This window comes from Paraburkholderia ginsengisoli NBRC 100965 (assembly GCF_000739735.1).
Lineage (GTDB): Bacteria > Pseudomonadota > Gammaproteobacteria > Burkholderiales > Burkholderiaceae > Paraburkholderia > Paraburkholderia ginsengisoli.
The window spans coordinates 26600-44734 of sequence record NZ_BBJF01000023.1 but is presented as its reverse complement, the minus strand read 5'-3'; the positions used below and the strand labels follow the sequence as shown (position 1 = coordinate 44734).

At 64.5% G+C, this 18135-nt stretch carries 17 protein-coding genes; 5 read left to right on the top strand and 12 right to left on the bottom strand.

Annotation, left to right across the window (positions count from 1 at the left end):
- Positions 1–125: 125 nt before the first annotated feature.
- Positions 126–1376 (top strand): Hsp70 family protein, encoded by a 1251-nt coding sequence (locus BGI01S_RS25840; protein WP_042329121.1) that lies wholly within the window; start codon positions 126–128, stop codon positions 1374–1376.
- Positions 1377–1490: 114 nt separating this feature from the next.
- Here BGI01S_RS25840 and BGI01S_RS25835 read toward each other — a convergent pair whose 3' ends face one another.
- Positions 1491–1694: a cold-shock protein gene (locus BGI01S_RS25835; protein ID WP_007180251.1), complete on the bottom strand. Its 204-nt coding sequence runs from the start codon at positions 1692–1694 to the stop codon at positions 1491–1493.
- Between the two features lie 432 nt (positions 1695–2126).
- Between BGI01S_RS25835 and BGI01S_RS25830 the strand changes: the two genes are divergently transcribed.
- Positions 2127–3722 (top strand): APC family permease, encoded by a 1596-nt coding sequence (locus tag BGI01S_RS25830; protein ID WP_042329119.1) that lies wholly within the window; start codon positions 2127–2129, stop codon positions 3720–3722.
- Positions 3723–3834: 112 nt separating this feature from the next.
- Here BGI01S_RS25830 and BGI01S_RS25825 read toward each other — a convergent pair whose 3' ends face one another.
- The 7 genes from BGI01S_RS25825 to BGI01S_RS25795 form a co-directional block, all read right to left on the bottom strand.
- The gene (locus BGI01S_RS25825) at positions 3835–4620 is read right to left on the bottom strand and encodes a DODA-type extradiol aromatic ring-opening family dioxygenase (protein ID WP_042329118.1); all 786 of its coding nucleotides are present in this window, start codon (positions 4618–4620) and stop codon (positions 3835–3837) included.
- A 154-nt stretch (positions 4621–4774) separates the two neighbouring features.
- Complete coding sequence (locus tag BGI01S_RS25820) at positions 4775–5374, bottom strand: UbiX family flavin prenyltransferase (protein ID WP_042329115.1); 600 nt, start codon at positions 5372–5374, stop codon at positions 4775–4777.
- A 49-nt stretch (positions 5375–5423) separates the two neighbouring features.
- Entirely contained in the window at positions 5424–5735 is a 312-nt protein-coding gene (gene grxD, locus BGI01S_RS25815; protein ID WP_042329114.1) for a Grx4 family monothiol glutaredoxin, read from the bottom strand.
- 126 nt (positions 5736–5861) lie between these two features.
- Positions 5862–6722 carry a peptide chain release factor N(5)-glutamine methyltransferase gene (prmC, locus tag BGI01S_RS25810; protein WP_084585505.1) on the bottom strand — a complete coding sequence of 287 codons (861 nt, stop codon included), beginning with the start codon at positions 6720–6722 and terminating at the stop codon, positions 5862–5864.
- 7 nt (positions 6723–6729) lie between these two features.
- Entirely contained in the window at positions 6730–7812 is a 1083-nt protein-coding gene (gene prfA, locus BGI01S_RS25805; protein WP_042329111.1) for a peptide chain release factor 1, read from the bottom strand.
- Between the two features lie 123 nt (positions 7813–7935).
- Entirely contained in the window at positions 7936–9222 is a 1287-nt protein-coding gene (gene hemA / locus BGI01S_RS25800) for a glutamyl-tRNA reductase (RefSeq protein WP_042329109.1), read from the bottom strand.
- 63 nt (positions 9223–9285) lie between these two features.
- Positions 9286–9996: a response regulator transcription factor gene (locus BGI01S_RS25795; protein ID WP_042329108.1), complete on the bottom strand. Its 711-nt coding sequence runs from the start codon at positions 9994–9996 to the stop codon at positions 9286–9288.
- Between the two features lie 203 nt (positions 9997–10199).
- On the opposite strand from BGI01S_RS25795, the gene BGI01S_RS25790 reads away from it, so the two are divergent.
- The 3 genes from BGI01S_RS25790 to BGI01S_RS25780 are packed head-to-tail and all read left to right on the top strand — an operon-like array spanning position 10200 to position 12943.
- A complete protein-coding gene (locus BGI01S_RS25790) occupies positions 10200–10454 on the top strand; it encodes a hypothetical protein (RefSeq protein WP_042329106.1) in 255 nt (84 codons plus the stop codon).
- A 19-nt stretch (positions 10455–10473) separates the two neighbouring features.
- Positions 10474–12288, top strand: coding sequence for an aminopeptidase P family protein (locus BGI01S_RS25785; RefSeq protein WP_042329103.1), 1815 nt, complete (start codon positions 10474–10476; stop codon positions 12286–12288).
- Positions 12289–12319: 31 nt separating this feature from the next.
- Complete coding sequence (locus BGI01S_RS25780; RefSeq protein ID WP_042329102.1) at positions 12320–12943, top strand: HAD family hydrolase; 624 nt, start codon at positions 12320–12322, stop codon at positions 12941–12943.
- 111 nt (positions 12944–13054) lie between these two features.
- On the opposite strand, the gene BGI01S_RS25775 is transcribed toward BGI01S_RS25780, so the two are convergent.
- From BGI01S_RS25775 to BGI01S_RS25760, 4 genes are all read right to left on the bottom strand, one after another.
- On the bottom strand, positions 13055–14176 hold the full coding sequence (locus tag BGI01S_RS25775) for a DUF748 domain-containing protein (RefSeq protein ID WP_042329100.1): 1122 nt from the start codon (positions 14174–14176) through the stop codon (positions 13055–13057).
- A gap of 411 nt (positions 14177–14587) precedes the next feature.
- On the bottom strand, positions 14588–16255 hold the full coding sequence (gene ettA, locus BGI01S_RS25770) for an energy-dependent translational throttle protein EttA (RefSeq protein ID WP_042329098.1): 1668 nt from the start codon (positions 16253–16255) through the stop codon (positions 14588–14590).
- 369 nt (positions 16256–16624) lie between these two features.
- Positions 16625–16939, bottom strand: coding sequence for a DUF3761 domain-containing protein (locus tag BGI01S_RS25765; protein WP_042329096.1), 315 nt, complete (start codon positions 16937–16939; stop codon positions 16625–16627).
- A gap of 55 nt (positions 16940–16994) precedes the next feature.
- Positions 16995–18083 (bottom strand): sn-glycerol-3-phosphate import ATP-binding protein UgpC, encoded by a 1089-nt coding sequence (locus BGI01S_RS25760; RefSeq protein ID WP_042329094.1) that lies wholly within the window; start codon positions 18081–18083, stop codon positions 16995–16997.
- Between the last annotated feature and the right edge of the window lie 52 nt (positions 18084–18135).

The window sequence follows — 18135 nt, the reverse complement described above, 5'->3', positions numbered from 1 at the left end:
TTCCGTCGAACGAAGCTTTGCAATACTGCGGCCACGCTGGAAAGCGTTAGTTGATGCTCATCGAGCTTTCGTGATACAAAGCCGCTCCCCTTTCTGTCCGCGCCAGCTGAGCGGCGATGCCTGCCATGAACTATTGCGCGATTGACTTCGGTACTTCCAACTCGGCTGTGGCCGTGCCTGACGGCGCTTCGCTCAAGCTCGCGCCGGTCGAAGGCGCCTACACGACGCTGCCGACCTCCGTCTTTTTCAATACCGACGAAGACACCCGCGAATTCGGGCGGGCGGCGCTGGCGGCGTACATCGACGGCTTCGACGGCCGTCTGATGCGCTCGATGAAAAGCATTCTCGGCTCGCCGCTCGCCGAGAACTCGACGGATCTCGGCGACGGCTCCGCGATCAAGTACACGGAGGTGATCGCGATTTTCGTCGATCATCTGAAACGCTCGGCCGAACGGAGCGCCGGCGGCCCGATCGAGCGCGCGGTGCTGGGCCGCCCGGTGTTTTTCGTCGACGACGATCCGCGCGCCGACCGGATGGCGCAGCAGCAGCTCGAAGCTGCCGCGCGCTCGGTCGGTTTGCGCGAGATCCACTTTCAGTATGAGCCGATCGCGGCCGCGTTCGACTACGAATCGCATCTGACGGAAGAAGGGCTCGTGCTGGTGGCCGACATTGGCGGCGGCACGTCGGACTTTTCGCTGGTGCGGGTCGGGCCGGAGCGGATGAAACGCGTCGAACGCAAGGACGACGTGCTGGCTCACCACGGCGTCCACGTGGCGGGCACGGACTTCGACCGCCGCGTCGAGCTGGCGACCATCCTGCGCGAGCTGGGCTATCAGACGCTCGATCCTGAAGGGCGCGAAATCCCGAACCGGGTCTATTTCGATCTGGCGACCTGGCACCTGATCAATACCGTCTACGCGCCCAAACGCGTCAGTGAACTCGCGCTGATGCGGCATCTGTTCACCGAGGTCCGGCACCACGACCGCCTGATGCGCGTCGTGGAGCGCCGCCTTGGGCACGCGCTGGCGGCGCATGCGGAAGAGGCGAAAATCGGCGTGGCGGCGGGCGGCGAGACCCTGATCGATCTGGATGAAGTGGAAGGCGACCTGCGCCTCGCTTTCGACGAAGCGCAGCTCATCAAGGCCGGCCACGAAGAAACGCAGCGCATCGTGCAGGCGGCGCGCGACACGGTGCAGGCGGCGGGCATTGCGCCGCGCGACGTCGGTGCGATTTATTTCACGGGTGGGTCAACCGGACTCGCGTTTCTATCGGGTGCATTGGCTTCGGCATTCCCGGATGCTAAAGCGGTATTCGGCGATCGACTCGCCAGCGTCGCAACGGGACTCGGTATTCACGCCCGGCGTTTGTTCGGATAACCAACAAACTAATCCGTCGCATACTGCGAAGATAATCAGCGCATTCAGTTTGCGACGGATATAAGAAAACCCCGCCGAGGCGGGGTTTTCTGCGTCCAGAAGGAAGCGTGTCGCTTACACCGGCTTGATGTTAGCGGCTTGCTTGCCCTTCGGGCCCGTCTTCACTTCAAACGTAACCTTTTGGTTTTCTTGCAGCGTTTTGAAGCCTTCCGTGCGGATTTCCGAGAAATGCGCGAACAGATCTTCGCCACCGCCGTCCGGCGTGATGAAGCCAAAGCCCTTTGCGTCATTGAACCACTTGACGGTACCGGTTTCCATATTACTTGTTCCTAAAGATGGTAAATAAGGCCGAAGCCCAGAGGGTGCATGAAAATCAAGGAAGGGGGTAATGGGACCAACCGGAGTACCGTTGATGGGCGAACTACGAAAGACCAATTCACTCGCCGCTTGAAATCCTGCCCGAACGTTATACGGCCATTTCGAGCGAAGGTCAACAGTATCGTCAAATCTTTACGAATTTGTGCCCGATGGGCGCAAATTTTGCTTACAAAGCTTGCTGCGCATCGGATCTTTTTGCCAGGGAGAACCCTTAGTTTCGCTGCAGCAAGCCGGTGCAACCGTTAAACTACGCGCCGCGCGTCGGTTGCACCTGCCAGAATGGCTCCGTCGCGCATGCATGCGCGTCACCCGTCTCCAGCGCCACAAGCGATTGTCACGCGGTGCCGACATGGTTCTGATACAGGAGAAGACGTGAAAAGTTCTATACAACGGAACATCGGGCCGTTCGCACTACTGCTGACCGGCCTGGGTTCGATCATCGGGTCGGGCTGGCTGTTCGGCGCGTGGAAGGCGGCCAAAATTGCCGGCCCCGCTGCCATTTGTGCCTGGGTCATCGGCGCGGTCGTGATTCTCGCGATTGCCTTGACCTATGCGGAACTCGGCGCGATGTTCCCGGAGTCCGGCGGGATGGTGCGTTACGCGCGCTATTCGCACGGCGCGCTGGTCGGTTTCATCAGCGCGTGGGCCAACTGGATCGCAATCGTTTCGGTGATTCCGATCGAGGCCGAAGCCTCCATTCAATATATGAGCACGTGGCCCTATGCGTGGGCGCATGCGTTATTCGTCGACGGGTCATTAACCACAAACGGGTTATTGCTGTCCGCCGGCCTCGTGATCATTTACTTCCTGCTGAACTACTGGGGCGTCAAACTGTTCGCGCGCGCCAATTCGGCGATCACGATCTTCAAGTTCGTGATCCCCGGCGCGACGATCCTCGGCTTGATGCTGACGGGCTTCCATAAGGAAAACTTCGGCGAAGTGAGCACGTTCGCGCCGTACGGCTGGTCGTCTGTGCTGACGGCGGTGGCGACGAGCGGCATCGTGTTCGCGTTCAACGGTTTCCAGAGCCCGATCAACCTCGCCGGTGAGGCGCGTAATCCGGCCAAGAGCGTGCCGTTCGCGGTGATCGGCTCGATCTTGCTGGCGCTGGTGATCTATGTGCTGCTGCAGATCGCGTACATCGGCGCGGTGAGCCCGGGCGACGTGATGAAGGGCTGGAGCCACTTCAACTTCGCATCGCCGTTCGCGGAACTCGCGATCGCGCTGAACCTGAACTGGTTGGCGATCCTGCTGTACGTCGACGCGTTCGTCAGCCCGAGCGGCACCGGTACGACGTATATGGCGACCACCACCCGCATGATCTACGCAATGGAGCGCAACAACACGATGCCGAAGATGTTCGGCAACGTGCACCCGTTCTACGGCGTGCCGCGTCAGGCAATGTGGTTCAACCTGTTCGTGTCGTTCATTTTCCTGTTCTTCTTCCGCGGCTGGAGCTCGCTGGCGGCGGTCATTTCGGTCGCGACCGTGATCTCGTACCTGACGGGTCCGATCAGCCTGATGGCGCTGCGCCGCGCGGCGACTGATCTGGAGCGTCCGCTGCACATCGTCGGCATGAAGGTGATCGCGCCGTTCGCGTTCGTGTGCGCGTCGCTGATCCTGTACTGGGCCAAGTGGCCGCTCACCGGCGAAATTATTCTGCTGATGGTCGTTGCACTGCCGGTGTACTTCTACTTCCAGGCGAAGTCGGGCTTTGCCGGCTGGGGCCGCGACCTGAAGGCCGCATGGTGGCTGGTCGCTTACCTGCCGATCATGGCGGTATTGTCGCTGATCGGCAGCAAAGAGTTCGGCGGTTACGGCGTCCTGCCTTACGGCTGGGACATGCTGGTCGTGATCGGCTTCTCGCTGGTGTTTTATTACTGGGGCGTCCACAGCGGCTATCGCTCGGAATATCTGGAAGAGCGTCAGACGCACGACGAAGTGCTCGAAGGCATGGGCGCGCATTAAGCCGCGTTTCAGCCTGTCTACTGGATCGCTCGTTCGAGATTCCGGGACGAAAAAAGCCCGCCTGAGTTGCTCAGGCGGGCTTTTTGTTGGGCGTCTGATCCCGACGCCAGGCTCAGGCGGTGCCGAAGACGTAGTTCGTCATCGCGAGCGAGCGCTGATAGGTGCCGAGCGATTGGATCGCCAGCGAATAGTCGTCGTCGGCCGCGCCCAGAGCGGCGAAGACGGGCAGCAGATGTTCGTCGGTCGGATGCATGAGTACCGCGTGCGGCGCCTGACGACGGTAGTCGAGCAGCGCGTCGATGTCGTGCGCGGCGAGCTTTGCTTCGAACCAGTCGGTGAATTCGGTGACGCGCGGATCGGCGTCCTCCGGGCTCGCGGAGAAATCGGCGGCGCGCAGGTTGTGCGTGATCTGACCGGAGCCGATCACCATTACGCCGTCGTCTTTCAGCGAGCGCAGCGCGCGGCCCACGCGGAAGTGGTGCGCGGCGTCCTTATGCGGCTGGATCGACAATTGGGCGACCGGCACGTCGGCGTGCGGGAACATCAGTAGCATCGGCACCCACGCGCCGTGGTCGAGGCCGTGCGGCTGGACATCCGCGCGAATACCGCTGTCGCCGAGCAGCACGGCGGCGCGCCGCGCGACATCGGGTGCGCCCGGCGCCGGGTACTGAATTTCGTACAGCTGACGCGGAAAGCCGTAAAAGTCGTGGATGGTTTCTGGCGCCGTGGCGATGCTTGCCAGCGGTTCGGCGGTGCCCCAATGGGCCGACAGCATCAGCACGGCTTCGGGACGTGGCAGTTGCGCGCCCAGCACGCCGAATTCCGCGGACGGCATGGACGGGTCGATCGGCAGCGTAGGCGCGCCGTGGGACAGGAAAAGCGAGGGTAGGCGGTTCATGGCAGCCGCGAGGGCGCGGCGCAGAGGTTGGGTTACTAGCAATATAGGCCCGCACTGCCGTTTGATAAACGGTCGAAAACAGAATTGATTGTGTCGCTGCTGTTGGCAATTAACCGGCGGCGCCGCTCGGGTCAGATGCGCGGGAAACCGAGCGCTATTCCTGACCGCCGCGCAATCCCGCCCATGCAGGCGACAATGCCGGCCCGAGCGCAAACAGATCGAGCACGCGCGCCACGGTGTGATCGACCATTTCGTCGATCGACGCGGGCTGGTTGTAGAACGCCGGCAGCGGCGGAAAGATCACGCCGCCCATTTCGGTGACCGCGCTCATATTGCGCAGATGCGCGAGATTGAACGGCGTTTCGCGCACGAGCAGCACGAGTCGACGACGCTCCTTGAGCGTGACGTCGGCAGCGCGGGTGATGAGGTTGTCGGAGAAGCCGTGCGCGACGCTCGCGAGCGTCCTCATCGAGCAGGGGGCGACCACCATGCCGTCGGTGGCGAACGAGCCGGACGCGATGCTCGCGCCGACATCGCGCACCGAATGGACGACATCCGCGAGCGGATGAACGTCTTCTTTGCTCAACTGGAGTTCGTGCTGGATATTGAGCCAGCCTGCGCTCGAAATCAGCAAATGGCTCTCGACGCCGCCGAGCCTGCGCAGCGTTTCGAGCAGCCGGATGCCGTAGATGGCGCCGGTCGCGCCGGTGATCGCGACGATCAGTCGGCGGGGCGCCGCAGCGCGTGTTTCCATGGCTCGCGGCGCCTTGTCGGGAAAACTGGGGAGAGAGGGAGGGGGCCGTTCAGGCCGCGGCGAACAATTGCTGCAGTTCGCCCGATTCGTACATTTCCATCATGATGTCCGAGCCGCCGATGAACTCGCCCTTCACGTAGAGCTGCGGAATGGTCGGCCAGTTGGAGAATGTCTTGATGCCCTGGCGGACTTCGTCGTCTTCGAGGACGTTGACGGTTTTGATCTCGCCGACACCGCACGCCTTCAGGATCTGGATGGCGCGGCCGGAAAAGCCGCACATCGGGAACTGGGCTGTGCCCTTCATGAAGAGGACGACATTGTTGTCGTCGACGATTTGCTTGATGCGTTGTTGCGTATCCATGACTGACCTTGCGGTTCCGTGATGTGTAGGGAATAGGCTGAAATGATAGCGGATTTCGGTACGGCCGGCCGAGGGTTGCTTTGGCCGCGCGCCGACTGTGGGTATTTGGCCCCAGCCGACGGTCGGCTAGCCGCCGCGCCGGCCGCCGCTGATTCGCTCGATACCGGCAAGGTCCCGCTCCGAGCGCACTTGGGCGAAACCTTGCGCGCTCAGCAATCCGCGCACGGCTTCGGCTTGATCGTAGCCGTGCTCGATCCACAATGCGCCGCCGGCGGCCAGCCGAGCGGGCGCGCCGGCGACGATCACGCGGATCGCGCTCAGGCCGTCGGCTTCGTCGGTGAGCGCGCCGCGTGGCTCGAAACGCAGATCGCCTTCCGACAGATGTGGATCGCCGCTCGCAATGTACGGCGGGTTGCTGACCATCACGTCGAAGCGCAGCGCCGGATCGAGCGAGCCGTACCAGTCGCTTTGCTGGAGTGCCACGGCGCCGCCCAGGCGTTTTGCGTCCAGCAGGCGAGTCGAGTTGCGTGTAGCCACCGCCAGCGCTTCGGCCGAGCGGTCGAGCGCCCAAACCTGCGCGTCGGGCCGCGTCGACGCAATCGCCACCGCAATCGCGCCCGTGCCGGTGCCGAGGTCGAGCACGCGTGGCCGCGAGATGTTTTCGATGGCCGCCAGCGCGGTTTCGACCAGCAACTCGGTTTCGGGACGCGGGATCAGCACGTCCGGCGTGACTTCGAAATCCAGCCCGAAAAATTCCCGCGCACCGACCAGTTGCGCGACCGGCTCCCCGGCCACACGCCGCGCTTCCAGCGCCTGGTAATGCGCGATGCTCGCGTCGTCCAGCGGCTCGTCGCCGCGCGTAATCAACTGCGTGCGCTGCCAGCCGAGCACGTGCGTCAGCAGAATCCGCGCTTCGAGCGGCGGCAGCGACGAAGCGCGCAGCAGCGCGGCGGGGGTGAGTGGGGTGGCCGGTGTGGCGGGCATCATCGGCACGTCAGTCCGCATCGCCCAGCGAAGCCAGCAACTCCGCCTGATGTTCGCTGACGAGCGCCGCGATCAGTTCGTCGAGGTCGCCGTCCATAATCGCGTCGAGCCGATACAGCGTCAGGTTGATCCGGTGATCGGTCAACCGACCTTGCGGGAAGTTGTACGTGCGGATTCGCTCCGAACGGTCGCCCGAGCCGATAAGGCTCTTGCGCGTGGCGGCTTCCTTCGCCTGCTGTTCGTGCGACTGTTTGTCCTTGATGCGCGCGGCGAGCACTTTCAGCGCGCGGTCCTTGTTCTTGTGCTGCGAGCGGTCGTCCTGACACTCGACGACGATGCCGGTCGGCAAGTGCGTGACGCGCACCGCGGAGTCGGTCTTGTTGATGTGCTGACCGCCCGCGCCCGACGCCCGGAACGTGTCGATCCGCAGATCGGCAGGATTGATCTCGACTTCACCGATTTCGTCCGCTTCCGGCATCACGGCGACCGTGCACGCGGACGTGTGAATGCGGCCCTGCGTTTCGGTGGCCGGCACGCGCTGCACGCGGTGGCCGCCGGATTCGAACTTGAGCTTCGAATACGCGGCTTCGCCGGCGATCCGCACAATCACTTCCTTGTAGCCGCCGAGGTCGGACTCGCTCGCCGACATCATCTCGACTTGCCAGCGATTGCGCTCGGCATAGCGCAGGTACATACGCAGCAAATCGCCGGCGAACAGCGCGGACTCATCGCCGCCGGTCCCCGCGCGGATTTCGACGAAGATGTTGCGGTCGTCGTTCGGGTCTTTCGGCAGCAGCATTTTCTGCAGCCCGGCGCCGAGGTGCTCCATCCGGTCGCGCGCCGCGCGAATTTCTTCCTCCGCGAAATCGCGCATCGACGCGTCCGTCAGCAGTTCCTGCGCGGTTTGCTCGTCGCTGCGCGCTTCGCGCCACAGCGCGTAGTGTTCGACCACCGGCCCAAGCTCCGCATGTTCGCGCGTGAGTTTGCGATATTGATCGAGATTCGAGGTGATGTCCTCGCGGCTCAACAGGTCGTTCAGTTCGGCCAGCCGGGTGGTGAGCTGGTCGAGCTTGCGTTGCATGCTCGTTTTCATCGGACGGGTATCGGAGCGAACTCCGGCAAGGACGGCGACTAGGGGAGTGGGCAGATGCCCTGATCGGAAGCACGTCGCGCGCCACTTGCGGCGGCGCGGACAAGCGCGGCGGCAGTTGCGCCGCTAACGCTCGGTGGAACCGGAGTGTTTGTAGAAGCCGCTCATCAGTTCGATGAGCGTGTCACGGTTTTCGCCACTCGCGCGATTGAGCGCGTGCGTGGGGCCGTGGATCAGCTTGTTGGTCAGCGCCTGCGACAGCGCTTCGAGCACGGCGGCGGGGTCTTCGCCGCGCGCGAGCATTTTCTGCGCGCGTTCGACTTCGGCGCGGCGCAGCACGTCGGCCTGCGTGTGCATGTGGCGGATCACCGGCACGATGCTGCGTGCGTCGAGCCACTGCATGAAATTCTGCACGCGCGTTTCGATGATCGCTTCAGCTTGCGCGACGGCGGCTTGCCGCGACGCATTGCCTTCGCGGACGATCGCGCCGAGGTCGTCGACGGTGTACAGGAACACGTCTTCGAGCTGGCCGGCTTCGGGTTCGATATCGCGCGGAACGGCGAGATCGACCATGAAAATCGGCCGGTGACGACGCGCTTTGACCGCCCGCTCGACCGCGCCCAGACCGATGATCGGCAACGTGGACGCGGTGCACGACACGATGATGTCGAATTCGTGCATTCGCGCCGGCAATTCCGACAGCGGAATGGCCCGGCCGTTGAAGCGCTCGGCGAGCCGCGAGCCGCGCTCGGCGGTGCGGTTGGCAACGACGAGTTCACGCGGATGTTGCGCGGCGAAGTGCGTCGCGCACAATTCGATCATCTCGCCCGCGCCGATGAACAGCACGCGCTGGTTCGAGATCTTGTCGAAAATGCGCTGGGCGAGCCGAACGGCGGCCGCCGCCATGGAAACCGACTGCGCGCCGATCTCCGTCGTGCTGCGCACTTCCTTCGCGACGGCGAACGTGCGCTGGAACAACTGGTTCAGATAGGTGCCGAGCGCGCCGGCTTCGGACGCGGTGCGCACCGCATCCTTCATCTGTCCGACGATCTGCGTTTCGCCCAGCACCATGGAATCGAGCCCCGACGCGACGCGGAACGCATGGCGCACCGCTTCCGACTGCGGCAGCGCGTAGACGTGCGGCGCGAGTTCGTCGATAGGCAGGTTGTGATACTTCGAAAACCACTGGATCGCGGCCTCACGGGCGGCCTGGTCGTCGGTCGCGCAGTAGAGTTCAGTGCGGTTGCAGGTCGACAGAATCGCCGCTTCCGGCGCCGTGCGGGCCGTGCGGCCGAGCCAGACGCTCTTGAAGGTGTCCAATGCGGGCTTGATCTGTTCGAGCGGAAACGCCACGCGTTCGCGCAAGGCGACAGGCGCAGTGTGGTGATTGATTCCGATCGTTAGAAGCTGCATTTTGGGGAGCTATGGTTTAGCGCAATATTATAGCGTTTCCACGATTCGTACATCCTGAGCCTGTCAACCCGCTTCGACGGCGGCTTCCTGCGGGATCGCGTCGAGTTGATAACCGTAGCCGTACACGGGCGTCAGCGAGTAGCCCAACTCGGGGCGCAGTTGCAATTTGCTTCGGACACGCGACGCGTGGGTGTCGATGGTGCGCGACTTTACGTCGCGGCGGCGCGCCCAGACGGTTTCGAGGATGTGCGCGCGCGATACCGGTCGCGCGAGGTTATTGAACAGCAGCAGCGCGAGGCGGAATTCTTTCGGGGTCAGGATGACCGTCAGATTGCGGAAGGTGACGGCGAAGTGCGCGGCATCGAACGCATAGCCGCCGATGATGTCCCGCCGCCGGTTAGCTGGCCGCCGCAGGCCCGCGCGGCGCAGCAGCGCATCCACCCGCGCCAGCATCTCGGGGCCGCGCACCGGCTTGCTCAGGCAGTCGTCGGCGCCGGCGTGCAAGGCGGCGACGATCTGGCTTTCGCGCGGCGCCGACATCAGCACGATGACCGGCAGGCTCGGCAGGATGCAACGGGCGCTCGCGATTACGTCTTCGGCGGAATGATCGCCGGCCCAGCTTTCGGTGATCAGAAGGTCGAAGAATTCGTCGGTGGCGCGATGCAGGAATGGTGCGCTCGCAGTGAAGTGCTGGCACACATGCCCGCCGGCGAAGATCAGCCGGTCGACCAGTTTAGCGTGTTGCACATCCGGTTCGATAAGGGCGATTCGCATGGGGCGGCTTCAGCTGGCAACGACCGGGCATTGGACTTTTCCGCAAGGCTTGCGGCTTGCCTAACCTCACCCCGACCCCTAAACTCAACCGCTATGCGGAAAGCGCCGTGCTGAACTTCTAAAGTTAATGAGACAAAAATGCTAGTCGTCTTGCCCCCTTGCGCCTATCAGATAAATCTGAAAGTGCGCGAGGCCAGCCAATAATGGGCTGGCCCGGCATCATCGTGTTGGGGGTGGCGATCGGTCTTGTGGGCTGGTGGCTGCATCCGTTGCGCGGCGCGAGCCGCGCCCGCTGGTGGGTGGCGTTGCTGGCCGGCGTGCTCGGCACGAGCGTCGCCCGAATGGCCGGCAACGTGACCGGTCTCTTTCATGACGGCGACACGCTCGAATGGCCGGTCTGCACCGCCGTCGCGATGATCGCTGTGGCCGCGACGGTCGGCTTGCTTTCCCGTCGATGAATCTTTGCAGGTGACTCCGATGAATGCCCGACACCCCGACACTTCCTCCATTCCCGAACGGCTCGCGAGCTTGCGCGGCGCGATGGCGCGCGAAGGCGTCGCCGCCTATCTGGTGCCGTCCGCCGACCCGCATCTGTCCGAATATCTGCCGGAGCGCTGGCAGGGCCGTCAGTGGCTGTCCGGCTTCACCGGTTCGGCCGGCACGCTGATCGTCACCGCCGACTTCGCCGGCGTGTGGACCGACAGCCGCTACTGGGAGCAGGCCAACGCGCAACTCGCCGGCACCGGCGTGCAATTGATGAAGATGACCGGCGGCCAGCAGACCTCGCCGCATTTCGAATGGCTCGCGCAGAACGTGGCGACGGGCGGCACGGTGGGCGTGGACGGCGCGGTGCTCGGCGTGGCGGCGGCGCGGGCCTTGAGCCAGGCGCTCAACGCGCGTGGCGTGCAACTGCGCACCGACGTCGATCTGTTCGACGCGATCTGGCCGCAACGTCCGTCGCTGCCCGCCGCCGCCGTGTTCGAACACGCCGCGCCGCACGCGAGCGTCGAGCGCGCGGAAAAGCTCGTGCGGATTCGTCGCGCGATGGCGGAGCAGGGCGCGCAATGGCATTTCGTCTCCACGCTCGACGACCTCGCGTGGCTGCTGAATCTGCGCGGCGCCGACGTCAGCTATAACCCGGTGTTTGTCGCCCATGCGCTGATCGGCGTGGATCGCGTGTCGCTGTTCGTCGCGGACGGCAAGGTGTCGAACGAGCTGGCCGACTCGCTCGCGCGCGACGGCATCAGTGTCGAGCCATACGCGAAGGCGGCGGATGCGCTCGCCGAGCTGCCCGCCGGCAGCACGCTGCTGATCGACCCGCGCCGCATCACCTACGGTTCACTGCAGGCGGTGCCGTCGACGGTCAAGGTGGTCGAGTCGGTCAACCCGTCCACTTTCTTCAAGTCGTGCAAGACCGCAGCCGAAGCCGGGCACGTGCGCGCGACGATGGAGCAGGACGGCGCCGCGCTGGCCGAATTCTTCGCGTGGTTCGAAAGCGCGTTGGGCCGCGAGACGATCACCGAGCTGACCATCGACGAACGCCTGACGGCTGCGCGCGCGCGTCGGCCGGGCTTCGTATCGCTGAGCTTCGCGACGATCGCGGGCTTCAACGCGAACGGTGCGATGCCGCACTACCGCGCCACCGATGAAGCGCACGCGGTGATCGAAGGCAACGGCCTATTGCTGATCGACTCCGGCGCGCAATACCTGAGCGGCACCACCGACATCACGCGCGTCGTGCCGATCGGCACACCGAGCGAAGCCCAGCGGCGCGATTTCACGATTGTGCTCAAGGGCACGATGGCGCTGTCGCGTGCGCAGTTCCCGCGCGGCATCCGTTCACCGATGCTCGACGCGATCGCTCGCGCGCCGATCTGGGAAGCCGGCGCCGATTACGGTCACGGCACCGGTCACGGCGTGGGCTACTTCCTGAACGTGCACGAAGGCCCGCAGGTGATCTCGCACTACGCGCCGGCCGAGCCGTGGACCGCGATGGAAGAAGGCATGATCACGTCGGTCGAGCCCGGCATCTACCGGCCGGGCAAGTGGGGCGTGCGGATCGAAAATCTCGTGCTGAACGTGCCGGCCGGCAAAACCGAGTTCGGCGATTTCCTCAAGTTCGAGACATTGACGCTGTGCCCGATCGACACCCGCTGCCTCGAGCTGTCGCTGCTGCGCGACGACGAACGCGCGTGGCTCAACGCGTATCACGCAACCGTGCGCGAGCGTCTGTCGCCGCACGTGTCGGGTGACGCGAAGGCGTGGCTCGAGTTGCGCACGCAACCCGTCTGAACGTCCCAACGAGTCGGCTAACGGAGAACGCATGGCGATCAAGGCAGTGGTGTTCGATTTCGGCGGCGTGCTGATCGACTGGAGTCCGGAGTATCTGTATCGCGAGCTGATCCCCGACGAAACCGAGCGCCGCTGGTTTCTGACGCACGTGTGCTCGATGGACTGGGTGATCCGACAGGACGGCGGCCAGCCGATCGTCGAGGCCACCGACGAGCTGATCGCGAAGTTTCCCGATCACGAAGCGTTGATCCGCGCGTTCTACGAGCGCTGGCACGTGATGGTGGCCGGTGTGCTGGACGACGGCGTCGCGTTGATGGAAAAGCTCGAAGCCGCCAACGTGCCGCTGTTCGGCTTGACCAACTGGTCGGCGGAGACCTTTCCGTATGCGTGGGAGCATTACCCGGTGCTGCAGCGGTTCCGCGACATCGTCGTGTCGGGGCGGGTGAGGCTGGTGAAGCCCGATCCGGCGATCTTCGCCGCCATGCGCGAGCGGATCGAGGTGCAGATGCCCGGCATCGAGCCCCGCGAACTGGTTTTCATCGACGACAATCTGAAGAACGCGCAAGCCGCGACGGCGCTCGGCTGGCACGGCGTGCATCACGTCAGCGCCGCGCAGACCGAAGCGAAGCTGCGCGAATTGGGGTTGCCGGTTTAAGGCGGTGAGGAGGGCGCTCGCGTCTTATGCGCGGCGCCGGTTTCGCTTTTGCAGGCTGGCTCACCGGGCTTCGCTTATCTTCATCGCTCTTCGGCGACCGCGCGTCCCGACCTACTGACCCAGCAGATTCTTCAACGCGTTCCCCAGTCCCTTCACCGTCTCTCCCGCACCTTTCGCCACGCCCTCGACGCTCACGCCCAACGCTTTCGCAAAGCCCGCGCCGAGTCGCATCATGATCCCGTCCCGCACCGAGAATTTCGGATCGCGCAAATCGCCGTCCAGCACGAAATGCAACGTGATGTCGCCGTTGTGCGACTTGAGCGCGGCGACGACTGCCTTGGTCGGAATCGACAGGAAGGTGTCGAACGGATTGTCGCTATCGGCGAGCCGCAGATTGTGGACCGTCACCGTGCCGGGTGCATGCAACCGATAGTTGCGCACCGTCGATTCGACCGTCAGGTCGACCGTGCCGCCCGTCACCTGCGCCCTCGCGCCGGCCTTTTTCAGCAGATACGGGTCGAGCATCACGAGATCGACGCCGCGCAGCGTGCTGGTGGTCTGCGAATCCCGGCTGGCGATCTTGATCCAGCCGCCGAACGACACGGTGCCCGTGTGCGCCGGTCCCTTGATCGAGCCGCTCACGCTGACGTTGGTCGGCTCGCTGAGCGCGGGCAATTGCAGATTGTCGACGCTCGCGTTCGCGTTGCTGACCGTCACCTTGAACGGCGGCGGCCCGACCGTCATGTCGTAGAAGTGGAAGTTGCCCTGCTCGAAGCTGATGTGATCGACCTGCTTCTCGCGCGAGGCGGGCGTCATCACGCCACCGGCTTCGCCGTCGGAGCGGTTCACCGCTTCACGCAGATTCGGCAGCAGGTTGATCGACCCGTCCTTCGTGCGCAGCACGGCCATGTCGAAGCCGCGCACCACCACGCTGCGGATGTGCATACGCCGCGCGAGCAGATCGTGGATGTCGGGAGTAATGGTGATTTCGTCGGCTCGGAGCGGGTCGCCGGCCGGCCAGCCCGGCGGTGCCTTGATGAGCACGTGGGTCAGATGAACCGCGGTGAGGCCGACGTCGACGCTTTCGGCGCTACCGAGCGGGCCCAGCGCCGCGACCACGCGATTCTTGACCTCCTGCTGCGCGAACCGCAACGCGCCGAACGCGAGGACGACCAGCACCAGCAACACGCCGCCCACGCCGACCAACCAGCGCTTGCCCTTCGACATCGCCATGCTTGCCTCCTCGTCACCGCGTCGCACGTGGTGTGGCTATGACTTGCTTTTCTTTACGTACGCAGATCGCGTAGAGCACGCCTATCCCGGTGCAGGGGTCTGCGTCCCGCCAGAACGACGACATGTATCACGTTGCGGCTCGCAATGCGTGTGCCCTACCGCCCATTTCGCCGCTGCGATACAGGCGCGTCGCGCCTGGGCACGGGGCCGCTACCCGCGACGACGCGCGGCGATAAGCAAAGCGGGTGCGAGCGAAACCGCCGCCGACATGACCCGCGCAACGACGGAGTGAACGGGCAAAGCGAAACGGCAGCGCGGAACCGCGAAGTAAAACAGCGAAGCAAAAACAGCGAAGCAAAAACAGCGAAGCGGCCCGCCCCGAACCCACCGGGCGGGCCGCCGATCTTCGCGTTACCGCGTGATCGGCTTGTAACGCAGACGCTTCGGCCGCGCAGCCTCTTCACCGAGACGCGCGCGCTTGTCCGCTTCGTATTCCTGGTAGTTGCCGTCGAAGAACGTGACTTGCGAATCGCCTTCGAACGCGAGGATGTGTGTCGCGATCCGGTCGAGGAACCAGCGATCGTGCGAGATCACCATCACCGAGCCGGCGAATTCGAGCAAGGCGTCTTCGAGCGCGCGCAGCGTTTCGACGTCGAGGTCGTTCGACGGTTCGTCGAGTAGCAGCACGTTGCCGCCCGCTATCAGCGTCTTCGCCAGATGCAGCCGGCCGCGCTCGCCGCCCGACAGGTTGCCGACGATCTTCTGCTGATCGCCACCCTTGAAGTTGAAGCGGCCGATGTACGCACGCGACGGCGTTTCGTACTTGCCGACCGTGAGCACGTCCGCGCCGCCGGAGATTTCCTCGAACACGGTCTTGGAGCCTTCCAGCGCGTCGCGGCTCTGGTCCACGTACGCGAGCTTGACGGTCGGGCCTTGGACGATCTCGCCCGAGTCCGGCTGTTCACGGCCGGTCAGCATGCGGAACAGCGTCGACTTGCCGGCGCCGTTCGGTCCAATGATGCCGACGATCGCGCCCGCCGGAATCTTGAAGCTGACGTTATCGAGCAGCAAACGGTCGCCATACGACTTGCTGACGTTCTTGAACTCGATCACTTCATTGCCGAGACGATCGCCGACCGGGATGAAGATTTCCGAAGTTTCGTTGCGCTTCTGGTAGTCCTGGCTGTTCAGTTCCTCGAAGCGGGCGATACGCGCCTTCGACTTCGCCTGACGGCCCTTCGGGTTCTGGCGCACCCATTCCAGTTCCTTCTTGATCGCCTTCTGACGCGCGGATTCCGACGACTCTTCCTGCTTCAGACGCTCTTCCTTCTGATCGAGCCAACTGCTGTAGTTGCCCTTCCACGGAATGCCGTGGCCGCGGTCGAGTTCGAGAATCCACTCGGCGGCGTTGTCGAGGAAGTAGCGGTCGTGGGTCACCGCGACCACGGTGCCCGGGAAGCGCGTCAGGAACTGTTCGAGCCAGTCGACCGATTCCGCGTCCAGGTGGTTGGTCGGCTCGTCGAGCAGGAGCATGTCCGGCTTTTCGAGCAGCAGCTTGCAGAGTGCGACGCGGCGCTTTTCGCCGCCCGACAGATGCTCGATCTTCGCGTCCCAGGCCGGCAGGCGCAGCGCGTCGGCGGCGATTTCAATCTGCTGCTCGGCGCTGCCGCCATCCGACGTCGCGAGGATCGCTTCGTACTTCGCCTGCTCGGCGGCGAGCGCGTCGAAGTCGGCGTCCGGTTCCGCGTAGGCCGCGTAGATTTCGTCGAGCTTCTTCTGCGCGTTGAAGACGTCGCCGAGACCTTCCTCGACCGCTTCACGCACCGTCTTGGTCGGGTCGAGCTGCGGTTCCTGCGGCAGATAGCCGATGTTCAGGTTCGGCATCGGCGTGGCTTCGCCTTCGATGTCCTTGTCCACACCGGCCATGATGCGGATCAGCGTCGACTTGCCCGAGCCGTTCAGGCCGAGCAGGCCGATCTTCGCGCCGGGGAAAAACGACAGCGAGATGTCCTTCAGGATTTGACGCTTGGGCGGCACGATCTTGCCGACCCGGTTCATGGTGAAGACGTATTGGGCCATTTGCTTGCAATAGACGTTGACGACGCCGGCCGCGTGGGGCGGGCAGTCGTGGGGTGGATGGGTAATCGGTCTTAGCGGTGTTGAGGCCGGGCGAGTGCCCGGCGCCGGCCGGCGCGGCATAGCGTGCGGCGTCGAACTGCGCGACGCCCCGCGCGCGGGCGGGTGGTTCAGTGGCATTGTACTTCGCGGCGCGGGTGGGGCGGCAGGGGGCAGCGGTCGGCTCGTGTGGCGATGCGCGGAGCCGCAGCGATGCCGCCGTGTGGCGAGCAGGTGCGGTCATGGTCTCGGCCAGAGCGGCGGGTGCCGCGACAACAATGCGCGCCTGCCGGATGCAGGCTCATGCGCCGCTGCGCGCGGCGGCGTGGACGCTCAGAGCCAGTCGGCGACGCCGCCGTGTCGCGAGCAGGTGCCGCTGTGATGCTTGCTGAAACTGTAGGTGCCGTCGCGGCAGCGCGCGCTCGCGCCTTGCGGCGCGTTGCCGGATAGCGAGCGCGCTGGCGCGTGGACGATGTTGCCGTCGCGATTGGTGTAGGTGTTGTGATTGCTGAGGTGCGCTTCGTCCGGCGTGCTGCCGGGCGCGGCGGGCGCTACATAGGCAAACACCGGCGCCGCCGACACCCCGAACAACAGCGCCACGGCCACCGCCGCGTGGCGGCCGATGCGCTTGAGGGCAATGCTCGTCATGGTCTTTCGCGTGGTGGTTGTTCTGGTTCCGGTCGGGCGCGTGCTTCGCGGGGCCTTAGTTCGCGCGCTGTCCCGTCGCCGCATCGAAGAAGTGCAGATGCTGCGCCGGCAGCGCCACCTGCAGCGCATCGCCCGCCGCGGGCCGATGCGTGTGCGGCAAACGCACCGTCACATCGTGCTTGCCCCAGCGGCCGTGCGCGAGATTGTCCGCGCCGAGCAGTTCGCAGGAATCGACGGTGAGCGTCGCGTGCGAGACGTCCGGCTGGCCCGGGCTCATGTGCTCGGGGCGAATGCCGAGCGTCCATTCGCGGCCTTTGGCGACTTCGCGGCCGATCGACGCCACGCCCGCGAGCGGCAGCTTCGGCCCGTTGCCCGCGACCTCGAACGTGGCGCCGTCATCGGACACGCGACCTTCGAGCAGATTCATCCCCGGCGAGCCGATGAAGCTCGCGACGAACACGGTGGCCGGCCGTTCATAGACTTCGGTCGGCGCGCCGATCTGTTCGGCGTGGCCCTTGTTCATCACGATTACGCGTTGCGCGAGCGTCATCGCTTCGATCTGATCGTGCGTGACGTACAGGCTCGTGGTGGCAAGGCGCGCATGCAGCCGCTGGATTTCGAGGCGCATCTGCACGCGCAAACGCGCGTCGAGATTCGACAGCGGTTCGTCGAACAGAAACACCGCCGGCTCGCGCACGATCGCGCGGCCCATCGCGACGCGCTGCCGCTGCCCGCCGGACAATTCGCGCGGCTTGCGCTGCAGCAGCGCTTCGAGTTCGAGAATCTGCGCGGCGGCCTGCACGCGCTTCGCGATCTGCGCGCGGTCCACGCCGGCAATCTTCAGCGCGTAGCCCATGTTCTCGGCCACGCTCATATGCGGGTAGAGCGCGTAGTTCTGGAACACCATCGCGATGTTGCGATCCTTCGGCTCCAGTTCGTTGACTACTTTGCCCGCGATCGAGATGCGGCCATCCGAGATGCGTTCGAGTCCGGCCACCATCCGCAGCAACGTGGACTTGCCGCAGCCGGACGGCCCGACCATCACGACGAACTCGCCGTCGGCCACGTCGACGTCGATGCCGTGCAGCACGAACTGTTTGCCGTCGTAGGTTTTTTTAACGCCTTGCAGAGTCAGTGCAGCCATGCCGTTTTAGCCTTTCGTTGCTTGCCGCGCCCCGCGCGGTGTTTTCTGTTCA

What these genes read in the sequence shown, in the direction of transcription:
- prfA (WP_042329111.1), bottom strand. Translation starts at nt 7,812, where the DNA reads ATGAAAACGAGCATGCAACGCAAGCTCGACCAGCTCACCACCCGGCTG.
- BGI01S_RS25760 (WP_042329094.1), bottom strand. Translation starts at nt 18,083, where the DNA reads ATGGCTGCACTGACTCTGCAAGGCGTTAAAAAAACCTACGACGGCAAA.
- BGI01S_RS25835 (WP_007180251.1), bottom strand. Translation starts at nt 1,694, where the DNA reads ATGGAAACCGGTACCGTCAAGTGGTTCAATGACGCAAAGGGCTTTGGC.
- ettA (WP_042329098.1), bottom strand. Translation starts at nt 16,255, where the DNA reads ATGGCCCAATACGTCTTCACCATGAACCGGGTCGGCAAGATCGTGCCG.
- BGI01S_RS25825 (WP_042329118.1), bottom strand. Translation starts at nt 4,620, where the DNA reads ATGAACCGCCTACCCTCGCTTTTCCTGTCCCACGGCGCGCCTACGCTG.
- BGI01S_RS25795 (WP_042329108.1), bottom strand. Translation starts at nt 9,996, where the DNA reads ATGCGAATCGCCCTTATCGAACCGGATGTGCAACACGCTAAACTGGTC.
- BGI01S_RS25775 (WP_042329100.1), bottom strand. Translation starts at nt 14,176, where the DNA reads ATGGCGATGTCGAAGGGCAAGCGCTGGTTGGTCGGCGTGGGCGGCGTG.
- hemA (WP_042329109.1), bottom strand. Translation starts at nt 9,222, where the DNA reads ATGCAGCTTCTAACGATCGGAATCAATCACCACACTGCGCCTGTCGCC.
- BGI01S_RS25840 (WP_042329121.1), top strand. Translation starts at nt 126, where the DNA reads ATGAACTATTGCGCGATTGACTTCGGTACTTCCAACTCGGCTGTGGCC.
- BGI01S_RS25765 (WP_042329096.1), bottom strand. Translation starts at nt 16,939, where the DNA reads ATGACGAGCATTGCCCTCAAGCGCATCGGCCGCCACGCGGCGGTGGCC.
- BGI01S_RS25785 (WP_042329103.1), top strand. Translation starts at nt 10,474, where the DNA reads ATGAATGCCCGACACCCCGACACTTCCTCCATTCCCGAACGGCTCGCG.
- grxD (WP_042329114.1), bottom strand. Translation starts at nt 5,735, where the DNA reads ATGGATACGCAACAACGCATCAAGCAAATCGTCGACGACAACAATGTC.
- BGI01S_RS25820 (WP_042329115.1), bottom strand. Translation starts at nt 5,374, where the DNA reads ATGGAAACACGCGCTGCGGCGCCCCGCCGACTGATCGTCGCGATCACC.
- BGI01S_RS25780 (WP_042329102.1), top strand. Translation starts at nt 12,320, where the DNA reads ATGGCGATCAAGGCAGTGGTGTTCGATTTCGGCGGCGTGCTGATCGAC.
- BGI01S_RS25790 (WP_042329106.1), top strand. Translation starts at nt 10,200, where the DNA reads ATGGGCTGGCCCGGCATCATCGTGTTGGGGGTGGCGATCGGTCTTGTG.
- prmC (WP_084585505.1), bottom strand. Translation starts at nt 6,722, where the DNA reads ATGATGCCCGCCACACCGGCCACCCCACTCACCCCCGCCGCGCTGCTG.